The following is a 17,495-nucleotide window of genomic DNA, read 5'->3' as shown; positions in this document are numbered from 1 at the left end:
GGCGCGAGGCGGGTGCCTCAGCTTGCGGCGGCTCCTTCCGCCGCCTTGGCGTAGAGCGACTGGATCGGCCGCGCGAAGACGCGGCCGACCATCGGCTCGAAGAACGACAAAGGCGCGCTGTCGTAGGTCGGGTCGAACGCCGCCTGATCGTATTTCTCGCAGAACTCGGCGCACGCCTCGAAATGCGGGTGGCCGCGATATTGCTCGCGCAGGTCGCGGTCGCCGCCGATATAGTGGAAGAAGTAATAGCCCTGGAACACGCCGTGGGTGTTGGCGATCCAGTGGATCTCCTCCGAGACGAACGGGCGCAGCATGGCAGCACCGATCTCGGGGTGATTGTAGGTGCCGAGCGTGTCGCCGATGTCGTGGAGCAGCGCCATCACGACATAGGCCTCGTCGCGGCCGTCGCGATGCGCGCGCGTCGCGGTCTGAAGCGAATGTTCGAGCCGGTCGACCGGGAAGCCGCCGTAATCGCCGTCTAGCAGTTGAAGGTGGGTGAGGACGCGGTGCGGGAGCGTCTTGGCGAACTGGCCGAAATGGCCGGCGATCAGGCTCCAGTCGGCCTGGGTGCCGTGCTCCATCGCGGTAAACTGCGCGCGGTCGGGCTGGTCGTTCATGATGCTCTCTCTCCTACTTCTTCCTCCCCTCCCTGAAAGGGAGGGGTCGGGGGTGGGTCGGCCTCGGGCGGGTGTTACGCTCTCCTACGGGCCGACCCACCCTCAGTCCCTCCCTTCCAGGGAGGGGAGGTCCGCGTCGTTGCGTGGTTGCCGCTTGATACCCGACTTTGCGCATTGCGCCCAGCCGGGCTAAGACCCCCGCCCATGCCGCTCTTCACCCGACCAGCGATCTTCTCGCGGCCCTTCTTCGAAGACAAGGGCCGCGCTTTCTGGACATTGCAGGCCGCCGGCTGGACCGGCTACCTCATCCTGCGCGGCGTCTCGAGCGTGTCGAACGCCGCCGACGTGTCGGTGGTGGTGCCGGTCGTGATCGAATCGATCGTCGGCTACAGCATCACCTTGCTGCTCGCGACGGTGTACAATTACTACCGCCGCCAGCCGCGCTTCGCGATGGCGATCCTGACGATCGTCACGCTCGCGGTCGCGACGCTGCTGTATGCGGTGCTAGACGCCTTCTCGTTCTCCTTCATCAAGCTGCAGAGCCCGGGGCTCAATATCAGCCTGGTGCTCGGCACGATCTTCCTCAATTTCACTGTGCTCGCCGGCTGGACGGCGCTCTATTTCGGCATCAACTTCTATTTGATCGTCGAGGATCAGATCGACCAGCTCGCCACGCTCGAGAACACCGCGTCATCGGCGCAGCTCGCGATGCTGCGCTACCAGCTCAACCCGCATTTCCTGTTCAACACGCTCAATTCGATCTCGACGCTGGTGCTGCTGAAAGAGACCGAGCGCGCCAACGCAATGCTCGGGCGGCTGTCGTCGTTCCTGCGCTACACGCTCGCCAACGAACCGACCGCGCACGTCACGGTGCAGCAGGAGTTCGAGACGCTGAAACTGTATCTCGAGATCGAAAAGATGCGCTTCGAGGAGCGGCTGCGCCCGAGCTTCGACGTCGATGCGCGCGTCGCCAAGGCGCGGCTGCCGTCGCTGCTGCTCCAGCCGCTCGTCGAAAACGCGATCAAGTACGCGGTGACCCCCCAGGAAGATGGCGCCGAAATCGCCGTCACCGCGCGGCTCACCGGGGATCGGGTGCAGATCGTCGTATCCGACACCGGCCCCGGCTTGAACGAAACCAAGGCGCGGCAGAGCGTTTCTCCGAGCCAGGCTCTTTCAACCGGGGTTGGCCTTGCCAATATCAGGGAGAGACTGGCCCAGGCTTACGGGCCGGACCATAGATTCGAGACGCGATCGATCCCGGGGGGCGGTTTCGGGGTCGAGATTGAAATCCCGTTCCAGCTCGAGGAACCGAAGAAAGAGTTTGCATGACGATCCGCACCATCCTCGTCGACGACGAAAAACTAGCTACGCAAGGGCTCGCCCTGCGCCTTGCCGCCCATGAAGACGTCGAAATCGTCGACACCTGCATGAACGGCCGCGAGGCGATCCGCGCGATCAAGACGCACAAGCCCGACCTGGTCTTTCTCGACATCCAGATGCCGGGGTTCGACGGCTTCTCGGTCGTCCAGGGCCTGATGGAGGTCGAGCCGCCGCTGTTCGTGTTCGTGACCGCCTATTCGGACCATGCGCTGAAGGCATTCGAGACCGACGCGGTCGATTATCTGATGAAGCCCGTCGAGGAATCGCGCCTCGCCGACACGCTCGACCGCGTGCGCCAGCGGCTGACCGAGAAGCGCGGGGTCGAGGAGGTCGATCGCCTGAAGGAAGTGATCGCCGAGATCGCGCCCGATTCGGTCGAGAACCTCGCCGAGGGCGGCGAGCAGGTTTCGGCCAATCGCTTCGAGAAGCTGATCAACATCAAGGATCGCGGGCAGATCTTCCGCGTCGATGTCGACACGATCGAGCGGATCGATGCCGCGGGCGATTACATGTGCATCTATACCGGCGACAACACGCTGATCCTGCGCGAGACGATGAAGGATCTGGAGAAGCGGCTCGACCCGCGGCGGTTCCAGCGCGTGCATCGCTCGACGATCGTCAATCTCGACCTCGTCAAGGAAGTGAAGCCGCACACCAATGGCGAGTGCTTCCTGGTGCTGCAGTCGAACGCGCAGGTGAAGGTGTCGCGGAGCTATCGCGACGTGGTCGCGCGGTTCGTGCACTAGTCGAACCCCCGTCACCCTCGCGAAAGCGAGGGTCCCGCTTCTTCTCCTCCGGGAGGTTGAAAAGCGGGATCCCCGCTTTCGCGGGGATGACGGAAAGGCGGGTAAGCCTGTGCTGGTGCCGCGACGTGGTCGCGCGGTTCGTGCACTGATCAAACCCCCGTCACCCTCGCGAACGCGAGGGTCCCGCTTCTTCTTCTTGGGCAGGAAAAGAAGCGGGATCCCCGCTTTTGCGGGGATGACGGTGGGCAGGTTTACTCTGAGGCTTCGTCCGCGCCGCCATCAGCCGGCCGCTCGAACCACGCCTCGACCTCGCCCGACAGCTTGAGCGTCAGCGGCTGCCCATGCCGATCGACCTTCTTGCCGAGCGCGACGCGGATCCAGCCCTCCGAACGGCTATATTCCTCGACGTCGTGGCGCTGCTGGCCCTTGAAGCGGATGCCGATCCCGCGCGCGAGCGCCGCCTCGTCGTAATGCGGGCTGCGCGGGTTGGAGGACAGGCGGTCTGGGGTCTGGTCTGTATCGGTCATGGCCCGGGCTCATGACGCAAAATGCGCCCCCACGCCAGACACGAAAACGGCGCGGAACCGAAGTCCCGCGCCGCATTCCGTTCGGTTCCCGCCGGATCAGCGGCAGACGCGGACGTTGACCGGACGATCGTAATAGCCGTCCCAGCGACGCTCGATGAAGCAGCGCCGCTCGTAATACGGCTCGGCATAATAACCATGGTAGTAGCCACGATCGCGATAATAGCCGCCGTCGTAATAGCCGCGGTCACGATAATAGCCACGGTTGCTGTTCGACGCGAGCGCCGCGCCGACCGCCAGACCGGCGATCCCGGCGACCACCGCCGTGCCCGCGCCACCGCCGCGATAATAGCCGCCATGGCCACGATACCCGCCCCAGCGCTGCGCTTCGGCCGGTGCTGCTGCGGTCAGTGCGGTCGCGCCAAGGGCGAGGCCGAGACCGATCTTCTTCATCAGGCTGTTCATCTCGTATCTCCTCATTCCAAGCATTCCCCGTGCATCGCCAAATAACGCACCAGCGGGCTAGCTTGTTGCAAGCTCTATCCGAGTCGCCCTGAACGTGCCCGGAATGCGCCATTTATGGGGCGTTCACCAAGCGGTTTGCACCATAGCGCGCTGTGCGGTTGCGCCGCCGGCGACGCGCTGTATCGCCGATCCGCGGCCATGGTCGGCGTGCGCGCAGCAAGAAGGTGCGAAGTGATGCGGTTTGGATTGGGTCTCGTGGCGATCGTCATGGCCAGTACCGGGGGTGCCGCGGCGGCCCCGCCCGCGGCGACGCACGAGCCGCCGATCGTGCGCGTGCGCTTCGTCACCGCCGCGGGGCCGATCATCGTCGCGCTCGATGCGCGCCATGCGCCCGGGACGGTCGCCAATTTCCTGGCGTATGTCGATGACGGGCGGTTCGAGGGCACCAGCTTCTACCGCGCGACACGGCGCAAGACCGCGCCCAATACCGGCTTCGTGCAAGGCGGGATCGGCACCGATTCGCATCGCATGCTCGGCGTCGTCCCGCTCGAGCCGACCAGCAAGACCGGGCTCAAGCATCTCGACGGCACGCTGTCGATGGCGCGTTACGAGCGCAGCGATTCGGGGTCGGGCAATTTCTCGATCATGGTCGGCGCCAATCCGTCGCTCGATGCGCGGCCGGGGTTCGTCGGCTATGCCGCGTTCGGGCGCGTCATCGCCGGGATGGACGTGGTCAGGGCGATGCTCGCGCGGCCGACGCTGCCCGGTGGCGACGGCGCGTTCAAGGGCCAGATGATGGCGAAACCGGTGACGATCGTGCGTGCCGAGCGGCTCGACGGCGTCGCCAAGCCGACCGGCGGGATGAAGGTCTGGCAGATGCTGCGCGGCGTTAAGCGCTGAGCGCGACGCCCCGCCCCCGACTCCTCAGCCGCGCCGCGCGCGCGCCGCTCCGTCCCCACCGGCCCGCAGCGCGCTGCCGCGGCTCCACGCGACGAATGCCGATTCCTCCATCGGCGCGGCGATCGCATAGCCCTGCATCACGTCGCAGCCGATGACCCGGAGGATCTCGACCTGGGCCTGCGTCTCGACGCCTTCGGCGACGGCCTCGCAGCCGAGCGCATGGATCATCCCGACCAGCGCGTGCGTGATCGTGCGTGCCGCGCTGTCGTCGGCGACGAGCGCGATCAGGCTGCAATCGAGTTTGATCCGGTCGATCGGCAGCGCGCGCAGCCGCGCGATGTTCGAATAGCCCGTGCCGAAATCGTCGATCGCGATCGTCGCGCCGTCGGCGCGGAGTTGGGCGATCGCGGCGATCACCTCTTCGCTGCACTGCATTGCGAGCGTCTCGCTGATCTCGAGCTCGAGCAGCCGCGCCGGCGCGCGGGCCTTGCGCAAGGCGGCGCGCAAGCCGTGGAAGAAATCGGCATGGTCGATCTGCCGCGGGGAAACATTGACCGCGAGGCGTTGCTCGATCCCGATCCGCCCCCAGCGCGCGATCGTCTCGGCGACCGAATCGACCACCCAATCGCCGATATCGACGATCATGCCGGTCTCCTCGGCGCAATCGAGAAAGGTCAATGGCATGCGCAGGCCCTCGCGCGGATGCCGCCAGCGCAGCAGCGCTTCGGCGGCGACGATCCGGCCCTGCTCGACACTGATCTGCGGCTGGAAGACCAGTGCGAATTCGTCGCGGTCGATCGCCTCGCGCAAATCGCCTTCGAGCGTCGCGCGCTCGGCGATTCGCGCGGCGAGTTCGACGCTGAACGGCTCGGCCCGACCGCGACCGCTGCCCTTGGCATGGTACATCGCCGCATCGGCGGCGCGCATCAATTCGGTCAGCGTCTCGCCGTGCTGGGGGCGCAACGCCATCCCGATCGACGCGCCGATCCCGACCTCGGTGCCCCCCAGCTCGAACGGTCTGGCGAGCGCGCGCAGCACGTCGCGCCCGACCTGCCCCGCTTCGTCCGGATCGCGGATCGCGGGCACGAACATCGTGAATTCGTCCCCGGCAAGGCGCCCGATCAGCGGGGGTGGCGCACCGGGCGAAGGCGCGATGCCCTCGGCGACGACGCGCAGCCGGTCGGCGACCATGCCCAGCAGCGCATCGCCACAGGCGTGCCCCATCGTGTCGTTGACCACCTTGAACCGATCGAGATCGATGAAGAACAGCGCGCCGCCGACAGTCTCCCGCCCGGAGGCGGCGCTCGTCTCGAGTATGCGGTCGCAGCTCGCGCGAAAATTGCTGCGATTGGCAAGGCCGGTGACGGGATCGAACATGGCAAGGCGGTGGACGCTGTCGAGGTTGGCGCTCATCTGCGCGAACAGGCCGTGCATCGCGCGCGCCAGCTGCGGGACGCTCTCGCTGATCTGGCCCGGGATCGCGCTGGCAAGATCGCCCTGCGCGGCCTGAGCCAGCCGTTCGATCGCGGCGTCGATCGCGCCTGCGGTACCCGCAATGCTGCGCTCGGCCGAAGCCCAGCACATCGCCGCACAGACCACTGCGGGGATCAGCGCGCAGGCGATGTTATCGAGATGGAGGCCCGCCGCCGACGTCGCGAGCAGCGCCAGGAAGAAGGCCACCGCCCCGGCGCAGATCGCAAACACGACCGCGCGACTCTTGAGCGTGACCTCGTTCATGGGGACAGTGCGCGGCTCCTGGCCCGCGCGAGTGCTCAGGCTTGGCCGAACCGTGCCAGCAAAAGGTTAAGAGTTTTGCGCTACTCGCAAGCGCTTGAGCACAATATACAAAGCGCCCGCACCGCCATGCCGCGGATGCGCCCCGCGGACCGCCGCGATCGCCGCGGAATGGCGTGATCCGGCGAGCCAGTCGCCCGTTGCGGCGCGGATCGCGCCGCGCGCATGCGGGCGTTCGCTCGCCGGGCGCGGCGGCTTGCCGGTGACGAGCAGGATCACGCGGTCGCCCGCGCGAATCGCCGAATCGAGTGCGGCGTCGAGCAGGTCGTAGGCCGAATGCAGCGTATGCCCGTGAAGATCAATCGTCCGGTCGGGCGAAACCAGGCCGCGCGACAATTGGCGATCCCAGCTCCCGTCGAGCGTGTTGCCCGGCGGCTTCGGCGGCGCCGCGATCGCGACCCGCTTGCGGCCCGCGGGGAGCACCGAGCCAAGCGTCCCCTTGCCGAGCAGGGCTTCGAACGACGGCATCGGCTTTTCGGGACTGCGCACCGGTGCCGCGGGGCGTCGTTCCGCTGGCGGCGCAACTGGAACGGCCTTCGCCACGGGCGCGACCGCGCGGAGCGGGCGTACCCCCGCCATCACCCGCGCCCAGAGGGCCGCTTCTTCGGGACGGAGCGGGCGCGATCCCATCGGATCAGCCCGCGGCCGCAGCACCCAGGCGCTGCAGCGTGCCGACCGGCAGCAGCAGGAAGGCGGTGCCGCGCGCCGCCATCCCGCCCGCGATCGCCGCTGCATCGGCACCGGCGCCCCAGAAGGTGTCGATCCGGTTCGCGCCCTTGATCGCGCCGCCGGTATCCTGCGCGATCCACAGCCGGCTCGCATCGGCGCGGTCCATCGACAACAGCACCGGCGCGCCGAGCGGCACGAAATGCGGATCGGCCGCCGCGCTCACCCCGCCGACCACCGCGATCCCGAGCGCGCCGAGCGGCGGGCCGGCCATTTCGTGGAAGAACACATAGCTCTTATTCTCGCGCATGATCGCACGGCCCTCTTCGGGATGATCGTGCAGCCAGCCGGTGATGCCCTGCATCGAGCTCTGCCCCGGCGCGAGCAACCCGCGCTGCTTCATCAGCGCGCCGATGCCGGTATAATCGCGCCCGTTCTGGCTTTCATAGCCGATCCGCATCACCCCGCCGTCGGGCAGCCGCAGCCGCCCCGACCCCTGTACCTGCAGGAAGAACAGGTCGATCGGATCGGCCGCCCAGGCGATGATCGGCGCACGGCCACCGAGCGAGCCCTGCTCGATCGCGGTGCGGTCGTCATACGGGACGAAGCTCTTGCCCTCGACGCGCCCGCGGATCTTCTTGCCCTTGAGCGTCGCGCTGAACAGGCCGAGATCGACATCGACCAGATCGCCCGGACGACCATAGATCGGCACGTCATAGCCACGCCGCCGGTCGCGCGACCCGCGGATTTCGGGCTCGTAATAGCCGGTGGCGAAGGCCTTGCCGTCGCCGACCTGCACCGCCTCGAAATATTGCGCGAAAAAGGCGCGAGCCGCGCCCGGGCGGACGCTCGGCGCGGCAGCGCAAGCGGGCTGCCAGTCGCCGGGCTGGGTGAGCCCGCTCGCATCGCTGCGCCGCTGGAGCGAGGGACAGGTCGCACGGAAAGCGGCGAGCGCGCGCTCGGCCTGCGCATCGTCGATCGGCAGCGTGTAGAGCGGCGGCCCGGCGACGACGCCGGCGCTGCGCGCGGTCGGTCCGGGCGCGGTGACGGCCTGGGTCGGCGCAAGCGGCGTCGCTGCGACGGACCGCCGCGCCGGCGGCTGCGCGCTGCTGATCGGCCGCGGTCGCTCGATCTGGCCGCCGCCGCACGCCGCGAGCAGCAAAGACAAAGCCGTCACGCCGATAGACGTTGCGCGCGACCGCCGCACGGCCATCGATCCATTACGCGGTGTCGCGAACGTCGCCCGCACCGCTTGCGCAACCGCCGCGCCCCCCGACACGCGCATCACGCCTCGTCGGTGTCGGCGAGCTTCCAGTTCGGATCGCTGCTCTTGAGCGTCCGCGCGAAGGTCCACACGTCGTGCGTCTCGACCGCGTCGCTCATCGAGCCGGCGATGACGATATTCTCGGCATCGCGCGTGACGGCGGCGATATCGGCATCGAAGCGCACCGTGATGCGCGCGACCTTGCCCTCGAGCGTCGCGTCGGAGATCACCGCGCGCTCGATCGAGACCAGGCGGTTTTCGAGGACGTGCCCTGCGGTGTTGCGCGCCTCGATCGCGGCAGCGAAAGCGGCGCGGACTTCGTCTTCGGCCAGCCAGGCGAGCTCTTCCTCCTCACCCTTCCAGAACGCCTCGAGGATCATACGGTACGCCGCCTTCGATCCTTCGAGGAAGCGCGCGACGTCGAACGTCGAATCGCCCGCGATGATCGCGCGAATCCCGGCCTCGGCCTTGGGTTCGACCAAGCGGCTGACGGGCTCGCGGGCTTCGCCGACCAGCTCGGTCGGGCGCGGCACGACGGTCAGCGGCGCGCGGTCTTCGGCGGGCTTGGGCAAGGGCTGCTCGTGCCCGGTGCGCTTGCCGAGCACCATATAGAGCCGCAGGGCCAGAAAACCGGCGACCATCGCGAGGATAACAATCAGGAACACGCGGCCTCCGGGGCTTTCACTAGACGGGCTACATAGGCATAAACGGCCGATGTTTCAAACGACGTGATTGTACGCGGGCGCGGTCGAGCGAGGCGGGCGGTGAGTTGAACTCGCTGCCACCCCCTGCTAGGCGCGCGCCTTCGACGCCACATAGCCGTGGCGACTATACGGCCAAAGCAAGGACGAGTTCCATGAGCGAGCAGGATGACGGCTTCATCTCCACCCAAAGCGGCGGCGAGCCGTTGGCAAACGGGGCCGATACGACCCCGGCGGCAGGTCTGATCTCGCAATATGTCAAGGACTTCTCGTTCGAGAATCCGAATGCGCCGGCGATCTATCAGAACCCGACCGCGCCGGCGATCGACGTCCAGTTCAACATCGCCTCGGCGCAGGTCGGCGAAGACGTCTATGAGATCGTGCTGCGGATCGAAGTGAAGGCCGAGGCCGAGGGCACCGTCGCCTTCCTCGTCGATCTTTCCTATGCCGGGCTGTTCGGGCTTCGCAACTTCCCGCTCGAGCATCTCCAGCCGTTCCTGCTCGCCGAGGCACCGCGGCTGATCTTCCCGTTCGCGCGACGCGTGCTGGCGGATGCGGTCCGCGACGGCGGCTTCCCGCCGCTGCTGCTCGAGCCGATCGATTTCGGCGCGGTGTTCCTGCAGCAGCAGGAAGCCGGCGAAGCGTCGGGCGCGTTCGGTACGGCGTAAAGCCTATAAAAGCCCCTCCCCTTCAGGAGTGGCGGGTGAACAGCGCCCCGCGCTGTTCAGGTCATGCCGGGGGCATGACCGACCCGCCACTGGGTTGGGGTGGGGAAGTATCTCCGTCGGTCTCTGCGAGGCTCCCCCCACCCCCACCCCCTCCCCTGAAGGGGAGGGCGGAAGATCGATCGAGGGCAGCTCTATGAACCTCGTCAAATCCTTGGGCTCGGTCGGCGGGCTGACGCTCGTCAGCCGGGTGCTGGCGCTGCTGCGCGATTCGCTGGCGGCGCGCTATGTCGGCGCGGGGTTCGCGTCGGACGCGTTCAACGGCGTCGCCTTCCGGCTGCCCAACATGTTCCGCGCGCTGTTCGCGGAGGGCGCCTTCTCGGCCGCCTTCATCCCGCTGTTCAACAAAAAGGCCGCCGGCCCCGAGGGCCTGCCCGCAGGCTACGCCTTTGCCGAGCGCGCACTCGCCGTGTTGCTGCCGGTGCTGATCCTGTTCACGGTCGCGATGCTGTTCGCCGCCTGGCCGATCACCTGGCTGCTGTCGGGCGGCTTCGCGCGCCAGCATCCGACGCACGAGCAATTCGCCTTCGCGGTGATGCTGTCGCGGATCACCCTGCCCTATCTGGCACTGATCTCGCTCGCGTCGTTGCTCGGCGGGATCCTCAATTCGCTCGACAAATTCTGGGTCAATGCCGCCGCGCCGATCCTGCTCAACCTCGCGATGATCGCCGGGCTGTGGTTCTTCCACGGCGCCGACGAATATGAGACCGCGCGCGTCCAGGCGATCTCGGTCACGGTTGGCGGCGTCCTGCAGCTCGCCTGGCTGATCCTCGCGTGCCACCGCGCCGGGGTCGACATGCGGCTGCGGATGCCGCGGCTCGACGCGGACGTGCGCGAGATGCTGCGGCTGATCGTCCCTGCCGCGGCGGGTGCGGGGGCATCGCAGATCAATCTGCTGATCTCGACTTCGCTCGCCGGCAGCCTGCTCGCCTCGGGCTCGATCACCTATATCTATTATGCCGACCGATTGAATCAGCTCCCTTTGGGGCTGATCGGCATCGGGCTCGGCACGATTCTGCTGCCGACGATCTCACGGCTGCTGTCCTCGGGGCAGGACGCGGCGGCGATGGAGACGCAGAATCGCGGGATCGAGCTCGCATTGTTCCTCACGCTGCCCGCGACGATCGCCTTCCTGATCGCCGCCGAGCCGATCGTCCGCGGGCTGTTCCAATATGGCCATTTCACCGCGCTCGACGCGACGCGCTGCGGCTGGGCGCTGAGCGCCTTTTCGATCGGGCTGCCGTCGTACGTGCTCGTCAAGGTGCTGACCCCGGGCTATTATGCGCGCGGCGATACAAGGACGCCGGTGCGCTATGCGATGCTCTCGATCGGGGTCAACATCGTCGGCAACCTCATCCTGATCCCGCTGATCGGCCATGTCGGCCCGCCGCTCGCGACGGCGCTCGCCTCCACGGTCAACGTTGCGATGCTCTACCGCACGCTCGCCGCGCGCGGGCATTTCGTCGCCGATGCGGGGCTTCGCCGCAAGGTGCCGCGGCTGCTGCTGGCGGCGCTGCTGATGGGCGCGACGATCTATGCGTTCGAGCGGCTGCTCGACCCGTATCTCGGGCGTGCACTGATCGTGCGCTATGCCGCGCTCGGCGTGCTGGTCGGCGCGGGGAGCGCGGTCTATGGCGTGGCGTGCTTCCTTACCGGCGCGTATCGCATCGCCGACATCAAGGCGCTGCTGCGCAAGCGCGGCGCGACCTCCAATCCCGTTCAGGAATAACCCATGCGCGTCCTTTCCGGCATCCAGCCCACCGGCAATCTCCATCTCGGCAACTATCTGGGCGCGATCAAGCAATGGGTCGCCATGCAAGATACGATGGCCGCGGGCGACGAATGCCTGTTCTTCCTGGCCGACCTGCACGCGCTGTCGCAGCCGGTCGTGCCCGCGGAGTTGAACGCGCACACGACCGAGATGGCGGCGACGCTGCTCGCCTGCGGAATCGACCCGCAGCGTTCGATCCTGTTCAACCAGGCGCGCGTGCCGGCGCATTCCGCGCTGCACTGGATCCTCGGCGGGACGGCGCGGATGGGCTGGCTCAGCCGGATGACGCAGTGGAAGGACAAAGCCGGCAAGAAGGGCGAGACGCAGAGCGTCGCGCTGTTCACCTACCCCGTGCTCCAGGCCGCCGACATCCTGCTCTACCAGGCGACGCATGTGCCCGTTGGCGACGACCAGAAGCAGCATCTCGAACTGGTCCGCGACATCGCGATCAAGTTCAACACCGACTATGGCGACACCTTCGCCCTCCCCGAACCGCTGATCTCGAAGGCCGCGCCGCGCATCATGAGCCTGCGCGATGCGAGCGCGAAAATGTCGAAATCGGACCCGAGCGATGCGTCGCGGATCAACCTCGTCGATTCGGACGAGCTGATCGTCAGCAAGTTCCGCAAGGCCAAGTCGGATGCCGACGGCCTGCCGGGCGAGGTCGCCGGGCTCGCCGAGCGCCCCGAGGCGAAGAACCTCGTGACGATATACGCAGCACTCGAAGGCAGCACGCCCGATGCGGTGCTGGCGCAGTTCGCAGGGCAAGGCTTTGGCGCGTTCAAGCCTGCGCTTGCCGATCTCGCGGTCGCGACGCTGTCGCCGATCCGCGAGCGGTTGACGGGGTTGCTGGCGGACCGGACGGCGGTGAGCGCGGTGCTCGCCGACGGTGCGGCCCGGGCAGCTGTGCTGGCGGCCCCTACGCTCGCCAAGGCGCAAGCGGCAGTGGGGCTGCAGGTCTAGGCGGCGAACGGGTTGCGGATCGTCAGACGGCTTTGGATGACGAGGCCGTCGTGCATGTCCTCGGACCAGAGCGTGTCGCACTCCGCCAGCAGCGCGGCGGCGACGATCGCTGCATCGTAGAAAGCGAGCTTGTATCGCCGAGCGAGGCGGCACGCCGTCTCGTGCGTTTCGAGATCGACCGGGACAAGCATCAGCTCGTCTTTAAGCGCGTCGAGAAGCGCGTCGAGCTCCGGCCACGGCATCTTGAATTTGCGACGCCCAACGTTGGCGATTTCGTTGAGGACCTGGACGCTGATCGTCCCGCCGTCCGCCACGAGATCGCGCGCCCGCGCGGCCTTTTCATCATTGACCGCGAGCAGGTACAGCAGGACGTTGCTGTCGAACGCGCTACCGGGCATTCGCCTCTTCGCGATCGAACGTGAAGTCCTCGGGCATCCAGCCCTGAAACCGTTTCAAGCTTTCTAAAACGTCCTCGCGCGTCCGCTTGCGCCGGATACGAAGCGACCCGTTCTGCACCCGGACGTCCAACTCCTCGCCCAGCTCGACCGCAAGCGCCTCGACCATTTCCTTGGGCAAACGGACCGCGAAGTCGTCGCCCCACTTCGCCAACTGCATCGCCTGTCTCCGACTATGGCCTTAGCCATACCGGAATTCCGGCCCGCTCGCTATCCCTCGAGCTCGCGCAGCAGCACGCGCACCGCGGTGTCGATCTCGCGATCGGTGTCGCGCAGTTCCTCGATCCGGCGGACCGCATGGATCACGGTCGAATGGTCGCGTCCGCCGAACTTGCGGCCGATCTCGGGGAGCGAGCGCGTCGTCAGGCGCTTGGCGAGGTACATCGCGATCTGGCGCGGCCGCGCCACCACCACCGCGCGGCGCGCCGAGACCAGATCGACCGGCTTCAGTTCGAAATGCGCCGAGACCGCCTTCTGGATCTCGTCGATCGTCACGCGGCGCTCGGCCCCACGCAACACGTCGCCCAAGGTCGCCACGGCGAATTCGAGATCGACCTCGACCCCGGTGAGCTGCGCATAGGCGACGACGCGGTTGAGCGCGCCCTCGAGGTCGCGGATGCTCGCGGTGATCCGCGCGGCGAGCAGATCGAGCACTTCGCCGGGCACCTTGGCGCCCGGCATGTCGAGCAGCTTGCGCTCGAGCACCGCGCGGCGCAGCGCGAGATCGGGGGTCTTGATGTCGGCGACGAGGCCGCACGACAGCCGCGACATGATCCGCGCCTCGACCCCGTCCAACCCCTGCGGGCAGCGGTCGGCCGAGATGACGAGGCGTTTGCCCGCGCCCATCACTTCGTTGATCGTGTGGAAGAACTCTTCCTGCGTCGAATCCTTGCCGGCGATGAACTGGAGGTCGTCGACCAGCAGCAGATCGGCCGAGCGCAGCCGCAGCTTGAAGCTGTGCGTGTCGCGGTTGCGCAGCGCCTGGACGAAATCGAACATGAAGCGCTCGGCCGACATCATCAGCACCTTCGCCTCTGGCACCGCCACGAGATAGGCGGCGGCGATCGCGTGCATCAGATGGCTCTTGCCCTGCCCCGTGCCGCTGTGGAGAAACAACGGGCTGAAGCGCGGCACGCCGGGTTCGGCCAAAGCCTTGGCGGCGTTGAACGCGACGCGGTTCGAGGCGTCGACGACGAAGCGGTCGAAGGTGAAACGCGGGTCGAGCGTCGGACGCTCGGCGATCACCACCGGCTCGGTCGCGGGGGCTGCGACGGGCTCGGGGGCCGGCGCGAGCTTAAGCACCGGCGTCGCCGCCGCGATCCCGGTCTCGATCGTCACGCTGCGCACGCCCGGCAGCAGCGCGCGGAATTCCTGCAGCAACCGGTCGCCGTAATGGTTGCGCACCCAATTGGTCATGAACGCCGAGGGCAATGCCAGCCGCACCGTGTCGGGATCGGTCCCCGCGACGAGTGCGATCGGCTTGAGCCACTGGTCGAACAACCGCGCCCCGGCGGATTCGCGCAGATGCGTGCGCACCGTGTTCCAGGCGCGCGCGACGGTCTCGTCCTGCCCGCGGGCAAAGTCGGTATCGTGCGCGCCTACCCCCCTGTTCACCGTCAAGACCACGCCAAAACCTTTGCATTGCGAACCGCGGGGAATCCCCGCGTCGCTCAAATTACGACAGACAAACTTCCCCCCAGGCGGAATCACAATCCGTCTGACGTTTGCTATTCAAAGTGAGTCGCGGGCCAGAAACATCGCCCGCGGCGGATGGCCATTTATGAAGATCGCAGCGAGTCGAGCAAGGCCCCGACCTGTCACATTTTCTAAATATACCCGGTTGACTCGGATTGAGCGAAGGTTTCGCGTCGAAAATCTCACAAGTCTATGTAATCGGGCTTTTTTGTCGATGACACTTTGATGAAGGTTCTGCGAATCGCGGTAAACCGCGCCTTTGCGGTTTTGCCCTCCAAAGATGTTCGCGCAACGTTCTTGGGTACAGGGTTATCGCGGCACAATGACACTGATCAGGAACTTGGCGGACGGCACGGACGACAAAAAGCCCGCCGGACGCATGTCCAGCGGGCGATCAGCGTTGCGTACCCGAGTCGGGTTAGGCCAGCGCGGACAAGCGCTTGGTCAGGCGCGAGAATTTACGGCTCGCGGTGTTCTTGTGCAGCACGCCCTTGGCGACGCCGCGCATCAGCTCGGGCTGGACCGCAGCCATAGCGGCGGTTGCAGCAGCCTTGTCGCCCGCTTCCAATGCGCTCTCGACCTTCTTGACGAAGGTGCGGATGCGGCCGGTACGGTTGCCGTTCACGATGGTCCGCGCGGCGTTACGACGGATGCGCTTTTTCGCCTGTGGCGTGTTCGCCATGAAGCCCTCTGATCTGTAAATAAGAAAGGGCGGGAGTAACCTCCCGGCCCCGGAAGCCGTGCGCCTTAGCCAGAAGCAGGCAGGCGGTCAATCATTTCTGGCATTTCGGGCACCAGAAAGTCGAGCGGCCGCCTTCGGCATAGCGCTCGACGGTGCCGCCGCAGCTGCACGGCTCGCCTTCGCGGCCATAGACCGCGAACTGCTTTGAGAAATAGCCGAGTTCGCCATCGGGGCGGGCATAATCGCGCAAGCTCGAGCCCCCCGCGTCGATCGCAGCGAGCAGCACCTCGCGAATCGCTGCGACGAGTCGCGCGAGCTTGGCGCGCGATACGGTTCCGGCCGCACGTTTAGGCGAGATGCGGGCGGCGAACAGCGCTTCGCAGACATAGATGTTGCCGAGCCCCGCAACGAGTCGCTGGTCGAGCAGCATCAGCTTGATCGAGGCGATTCGCCCGGCGAGCTTGTCGTGGAGATAGGCCGGCGTCAGCTCGGGGCCGAGCGGTTCGGGGCCGAGCGCCTTGAAGGCGGGAAAGTCGGCGAGCGATTCGGTTGCCACGAGATCGACCGAGCCGAAGCGCCGCGGATCGTTGAGCGCGAGTCGCTGCGTCGCGGTTTCGAGGATCAGATGATCGTGCGGCAGCAGTTCGGACGGATCGACCCGCCAGCGTCCCGACATGCCGAGATGAAAGATCATCGTGTCGCCGCGGTCGGTGTGGATCAGCCCGTATTTCGCGCGGCGCTTGAGCCCGGTCACGGTCGCGCCGGTCAGCCGCTGCCCGAGATCCTCGGGGAACGGCCGTCGCAGATCGCCGCGCCGCGGCTGGACGAGCGTGATGCGCTGGCCGTCGAGTACCGGGCGAAGCCCGCGCACGGTGGTTTCGACTTCAGGAAGCTCGGGCATTCTCTCTCCGTCATCCCCGCAAAAGCGGGGATCCCGCTTCTTCTGGCGCCGCAGGCAGCGGGATTCCCGCTTTCGCGGGAATGACGAAAGGGGTCAACGCGCACCCCTTCTCTTCGTGGCTTCGTGCCTTTGTGTGAGGTCGCCTTCTTTTCTCACACAAAGACACGAAGCCACGAAGGAAGAAGGGGAAGCCCGCGGGGCCGGGCGCTCTCCCGCCTCCGCGCCTCCGCGCCTCCGCGCCTCTGCGCGAACCCAAACATTCTTTTTTGCGCGCAGAGGCGCAAAGGCGCGGAGAGAAGAAAGAGTTTGACCACGCGGGACGATTTGTCCCGGCCGCAACGCAGCGGTTTGCGCCGCCGCTTTGCTCGGCTAGAGCGTGGCCCATGATCGACCCAAATCCTGGCACCGTCTCCTTCGGCTACGAAGACATCCCCGCCACCGAAAAGACCGCCCGCGTCGGCGGCGTCTTCTCGAGCGTCGCGCGCAGCTACGACATCATGAACGACGCGATGTCGGGCGGGATGCACCGGCTGTGGAAGGACCGCTTCGTGCGGCGCGTGAAGCCGCGCGAGGGCGAGCAGATCCTCGACATGGCCGGCGGCACCGGCGACATCGCCTTCCGCCTCGCCGAATCGGGCGCGAGCGTGACGGTCGCCGACATCAACCCGCAGATGCTCGAAGTCGGCGTCGATCGTGCCGCCAAGCGCGGCATCGACGGGCTGGTGTGGACCGAGGCCAATGCCGAGACGCTGGTCTTTCCCGACCGCTTCTTCGATGCCTATACGATCGCCTTCGGCATCCGGAACGTGACCGACATCCCCAAGGCGTTGCGCGAGGCGCACCGCGTGCTGCGGCGTGGCGGGCGCTTCTACTGTCTCGAATTCTCAACGACATTGTGGCCGGGATTCGCCGACGTCTACGACGCCTATTCGCACAAGCTCGTGCCGAAACTCGGCAAGCTGCTCGCACAGGACGAGGACAGCTATCGCTATCTGATCGAGTCGATCCGTCGCTTTCCCGACATGCCGAGCTTCGAGGGGATGATCCGCGATGCGGGGTTCGTCCAGACCGGCGTCGAGCCGATGCTCGGCGGGTTGGTCGCGATCCACCACGGGTGGAAGATTTGATGGGGCTCCAATCAAAAGCCCCTCCCCTTCAGGGGTGGGGTTGGGGTGGGGCCGTAACGGGCGCCACGCTCTGCGAGGCTTCCCCCACCCCCAACCCCTCCCCTGAAGGGGAGGGGCTT

Annotated in this window: 19 protein-coding genes; 7 read left to right on the top strand and 12 right to left on the bottom strand. The window is 66.8% G+C overall.

The window, feature by feature from the left end; translation table 11 throughout:
- Positions 1 to 17: 17 nt before the first annotated feature.
- A complete protein-coding gene (locus RH90_RS09355) occupies positions 18 to 617 on the bottom strand; it encodes an HD domain-containing protein (RefSeq protein ID WP_010185316.1) in 600 nt (199 codons plus the stop codon).
- Positions 618 to 821: 204 nt separating this feature from the next.
- Between RH90_RS09355 and RH90_RS09350 the strand changes: the two genes are divergently transcribed.
- Positions 822 to 1,946, top strand: a complete 1,125-nt coding sequence (locus RH90_RS09350) for a sensor histidine kinase (RefSeq protein ID WP_010185315.1) — start codon at positions 822 to 824, stop codon at positions 1,944 to 1,946.
- Entirely contained in the window at positions 1,943 to 2,743 is an 801-nt protein-coding gene (locus RH90_RS09345; RefSeq protein ID WP_010185313.1) for a LytR/AlgR family response regulator transcription factor, read from the top strand. Before RH90_RS09350 ends, RH90_RS09345 begins: the two co-directional genes overlap by 4 nt.
- 251 nt (positions 2,744 to 2,994) lie before the next feature.
- Here the strand turns inward: RH90_RS09345 and RH90_RS09340 are convergent, their stop codons facing one another.
- Together RH90_RS09340 and RH90_RS09335 are read right to left on the bottom strand one after the other, a co-directional pair.
- Positions 2,995 to 3,270, bottom strand: coding sequence for a DUF3297 family protein (locus tag RH90_RS09340; protein ID WP_010185312.1), 276 nt, complete (start codon positions 3,268 to 3,270; stop codon positions 2,995 to 2,997).
- Between the two features lie 96 nt (positions 3,271 to 3,366).
- Positions 3,367 to 3,732, bottom strand: a complete 366-nt coding sequence (locus RH90_RS09335) for a hypothetical protein (RefSeq protein WP_010185311.1) — start codon at positions 3,730 to 3,732, stop codon at positions 3,367 to 3,369.
- Positions 3,733 to 3,999: 267 nt separating this feature from the next.
- Between RH90_RS09335 and RH90_RS09330 the strand changes: the two genes are divergently transcribed.
- Positions 4,000 to 4,632, top strand: coding sequence for a peptidylprolyl isomerase (locus RH90_RS09330; RefSeq protein ID WP_051124778.1), 633 nt, complete (start codon positions 4,000 to 4,002; stop codon positions 4,630 to 4,632).
- A gap of 24 nt (positions 4,633 to 4,656) precedes the next feature.
- On the opposite strand, the gene RH90_RS09325 is transcribed toward RH90_RS09330, so the two are convergent.
- The 4 genes from RH90_RS09325 to RH90_RS09310 all read right to left on the bottom strand — a co-directional run bounded on the left by RH90_RS09325 (position 4,657) and on the right by RH90_RS09310 (position 9,021).
- Complete coding sequence (locus RH90_RS09325; protein ID WP_010185307.1) at positions 4,657 to 6,369, bottom strand: putative bifunctional diguanylate cyclase/phosphodiesterase; 1,713 nt, start codon at positions 6,367 to 6,369, stop codon at positions 4,657 to 4,659.
- Positions 6,370 to 6,435: 66 nt separating this feature from the next.
- A complete protein-coding gene (locus RH90_RS09320; RefSeq protein ID WP_010185306.1) occupies positions 6,436 to 7,005 on the bottom strand; it encodes a Smr/MutS family protein in 570 nt (189 codons plus the stop codon).
- 55 nt (positions 7,006 to 7,060) lie between these two features.
- Positions 7,061 to 8,305 carry a murein transglycosylase A gene (gene mltA / locus RH90_RS09315; RefSeq protein WP_157134672.1) on the bottom strand — a complete coding sequence of 415 codons (1,245 nt, stop codon included), beginning with the start codon at positions 8,303 to 8,305 and terminating at the stop codon, positions 7,061 to 7,063.
- 71 nt (positions 8,306 to 8,376) lie between these two features.
- Complete coding sequence (locus RH90_RS09310; protein ID WP_010185304.1) at positions 8,377 to 9,021, bottom strand: Tim44/TimA family putative adaptor protein; 645 nt, start codon at positions 9,019 to 9,021, stop codon at positions 8,377 to 8,379.
- 191 nt (positions 9,022 to 9,212) lie between these two features.
- Between RH90_RS09310 and secB the strand changes: the two genes are divergently transcribed.
- The 3 genes from secB (at position 9,213) to trpS (ending at position 12,516) form a co-directional block, all read left to right on the top strand.
- Entirely contained in the window at positions 9,213 to 9,725 is a 513-nt protein-coding gene (gene secB, locus RH90_RS09305) for a protein-export chaperone SecB (RefSeq protein WP_010185302.1), read from the top strand.
- 193 nt (positions 9,726 to 9,918) lie between these two features.
- Positions 9,919 to 11,511: a murein biosynthesis integral membrane protein MurJ gene (gene murJ / locus RH90_RS09300; RefSeq protein ID WP_010185301.1), complete on the top strand. Its 1,593-nt coding sequence runs from the start codon at positions 9,919 to 9,921 to the stop codon at positions 11,509 to 11,511.
- A 3-nt stretch (positions 11,512 to 11,514) separates the two neighbouring features.
- Positions 11,515 to 12,516, top strand: a complete 1,002-nt coding sequence (trpS, locus tag RH90_RS09295) for a tryptophan--tRNA ligase (RefSeq protein ID WP_010185300.1) — start codon at positions 11,515 to 11,517, stop codon at positions 12,514 to 12,516.
- On the opposite strand, the gene RH90_RS09290 is transcribed toward trpS, so the two are convergent.
- From RH90_RS09290 to mutM, 5 genes are all read right to left on the bottom strand, one after another.
- Complete coding sequence (locus tag RH90_RS09290; protein ID WP_010185299.1) at positions 12,513 to 12,914, bottom strand: PIN domain-containing protein; 402 nt, start codon at positions 12,912 to 12,914, stop codon at positions 12,513 to 12,515. The genes trpS and RH90_RS09290 overlap by 4 nt on opposite strands.
- Entirely contained in the window at positions 12,904 to 13,131 is a 228-nt protein-coding gene (locus RH90_RS09285) for an AbrB/MazE/SpoVT family DNA-binding domain-containing protein (RefSeq protein ID WP_010185297.1), read from the bottom strand. Before RH90_RS09285 ends, RH90_RS09290 begins: the two co-directional genes overlap by 11 nt.
- A gap of 50 nt (positions 13,132 to 13,181) precedes the next feature.
- Positions 13,182 to 14,585, bottom strand: coding sequence for a chromosomal replication initiator protein DnaA (gene dnaA, locus RH90_RS09280; protein WP_029625187.1), 1,404 nt, complete (start codon positions 14,583 to 14,585; stop codon positions 13,182 to 13,184).
- 499 nt (positions 14,586 to 15,084) lie between these two features.
- Positions 15,085 to 15,348 carry a 30S ribosomal protein S20 gene (rpsT, locus tag RH90_RS09275; RefSeq protein ID WP_010185294.1) on the bottom strand — a complete coding sequence of 88 codons (264 nt, stop codon included), beginning with the start codon at positions 15,346 to 15,348 and terminating at the stop codon, positions 15,085 to 15,087.
- Between the two features lie 91 nt (positions 15,349 to 15,439).
- Complete coding sequence (mutM, locus tag RH90_RS09270) at positions 15,440 to 16,249, bottom strand: bifunctional DNA-formamidopyrimidine glycosylase/DNA-(apurinic or apyrimidinic site) lyase (RefSeq protein WP_010185293.1); 810 nt, start codon at positions 16,247 to 16,249, stop codon at positions 15,440 to 15,442.
- A gap of 383 nt (positions 16,250 to 16,632) precedes the next feature.
- On the opposite strand from mutM, the gene RH90_RS09265 reads away from it, so the two are divergent.
- Positions 16,633 to 17,376 (top strand): class I SAM-dependent methyltransferase, encoded by a 744-nt coding sequence (locus RH90_RS09265; protein WP_010185291.1) that lies wholly within the window; start codon positions 16,633 to 16,635, stop codon positions 17,374 to 17,376.
- Positions 17,377 to 17,495 lie beyond the last annotated feature (119 nt).

Source organism: Sphingomonas sp. PAMC 26605, assembly GCF_000241485.1.
Lineage (GTDB): Bacteria > Pseudomonadota > Alphaproteobacteria > Sphingomonadales > Sphingomonadaceae > Sphingomonas.
This window is presented reverse-complemented; position numbering and strand designations above follow the sequence as displayed.

Coding starts and splice junctions, on each gene's coding strand:
- RH90_RS09290 (WP_010185299.1), bottom strand. CDS start 12,914: ATGCCCGGTAGCGCGTTCGACAGCAACGTCCTGCTGTACCTGCTCGCG.
- trpS (WP_010185300.1), top strand. CDS start 11,515: ATGCGCGTCCTTTCCGGCATCCAGCCCACCGGCAATCTCCATCTCGGC.
- RH90_RS09330 (WP_051124778.1), top strand. CDS start 4,000: ATGGCCAGTACCGGGGGTGCCGCGGCGGCCCCGCCCGCGGCGACGCAC.
- mltA (WP_157134672.1), bottom strand. CDS start 8,305: ATGGCCGTGCGGCGGTCGCGCGCAACGTCTATCGGCGTGACGGCTTTG.
- mutM (WP_010185293.1), bottom strand. CDS start 16,249: ATGCCCGAGCTTCCTGAAGTCGAAACCACCGTGCGCGGGCTTCGCCCG.
- secB (WP_010185302.1), top strand. CDS start 9,213: ATGAGCGAGCAGGATGACGGCTTCATCTCCACCCAAAGCGGCGGCGAG.
- murJ (WP_010185301.1), top strand. CDS start 9,919: ATGAACCTCGTCAAATCCTTGGGCTCGGTCGGCGGGCTGACGCTCGTC.
- RH90_RS09335 (WP_010185311.1), bottom strand. CDS start 3,732: ATGAACAGCCTGATGAAGAAGATCGGTCTCGGCCTCGCCCTTGGCGCG.
- RH90_RS09265 (WP_010185291.1), top strand. CDS start 16,633: ATGATCGACCCAAATCCTGGCACCGTCTCCTTCGGCTACGAAGACATC.
- RH90_RS09350 (WP_010185315.1), top strand. CDS start 822: ATGCCGCTCTTCACCCGACCAGCGATCTTCTCGCGGCCCTTCTTCGAA.
- RH90_RS09345 (WP_010185313.1), top strand. CDS start 1,943: ATGACGATCCGCACCATCCTCGTCGACGACGAAAAACTAGCTACGCAA.
- RH90_RS09340 (WP_010185312.1), bottom strand. CDS start 3,270: ATGACCGATACAGACCAGACCCCAGACCGCCTGTCCTCCAACCCGCGC.
- RH90_RS09320 (WP_010185306.1), bottom strand. CDS start 7,005: ATGGCGGGGGTACGCCCGCTCCGCGCGGTCGCGCCCGTGGCGAAGGCC.
- RH90_RS09325 (WP_010185307.1), bottom strand. CDS start 6,369: ATGAACGAGGTCACGCTCAAGAGTCGCGCGGTCGTGTTTGCGATCTGC.
- RH90_RS09355 (WP_010185316.1), bottom strand. CDS start 617: ATGAACGACCAGCCCGACCGCGCGCAGTTTACCGCGATGGAGCACGGC.
- RH90_RS09285 (WP_010185297.1), bottom strand. CDS start 13,131: ATGCAGTTGGCGAAGTGGGGCGACGACTTCGCGGTCCGTTTGCCCAAG.
- rpsT (WP_010185294.1), bottom strand. CDS start 15,348: ATGGCGAACACGCCACAGGCGAAAAAGCGCATCCGTCGTAACGCCGCG.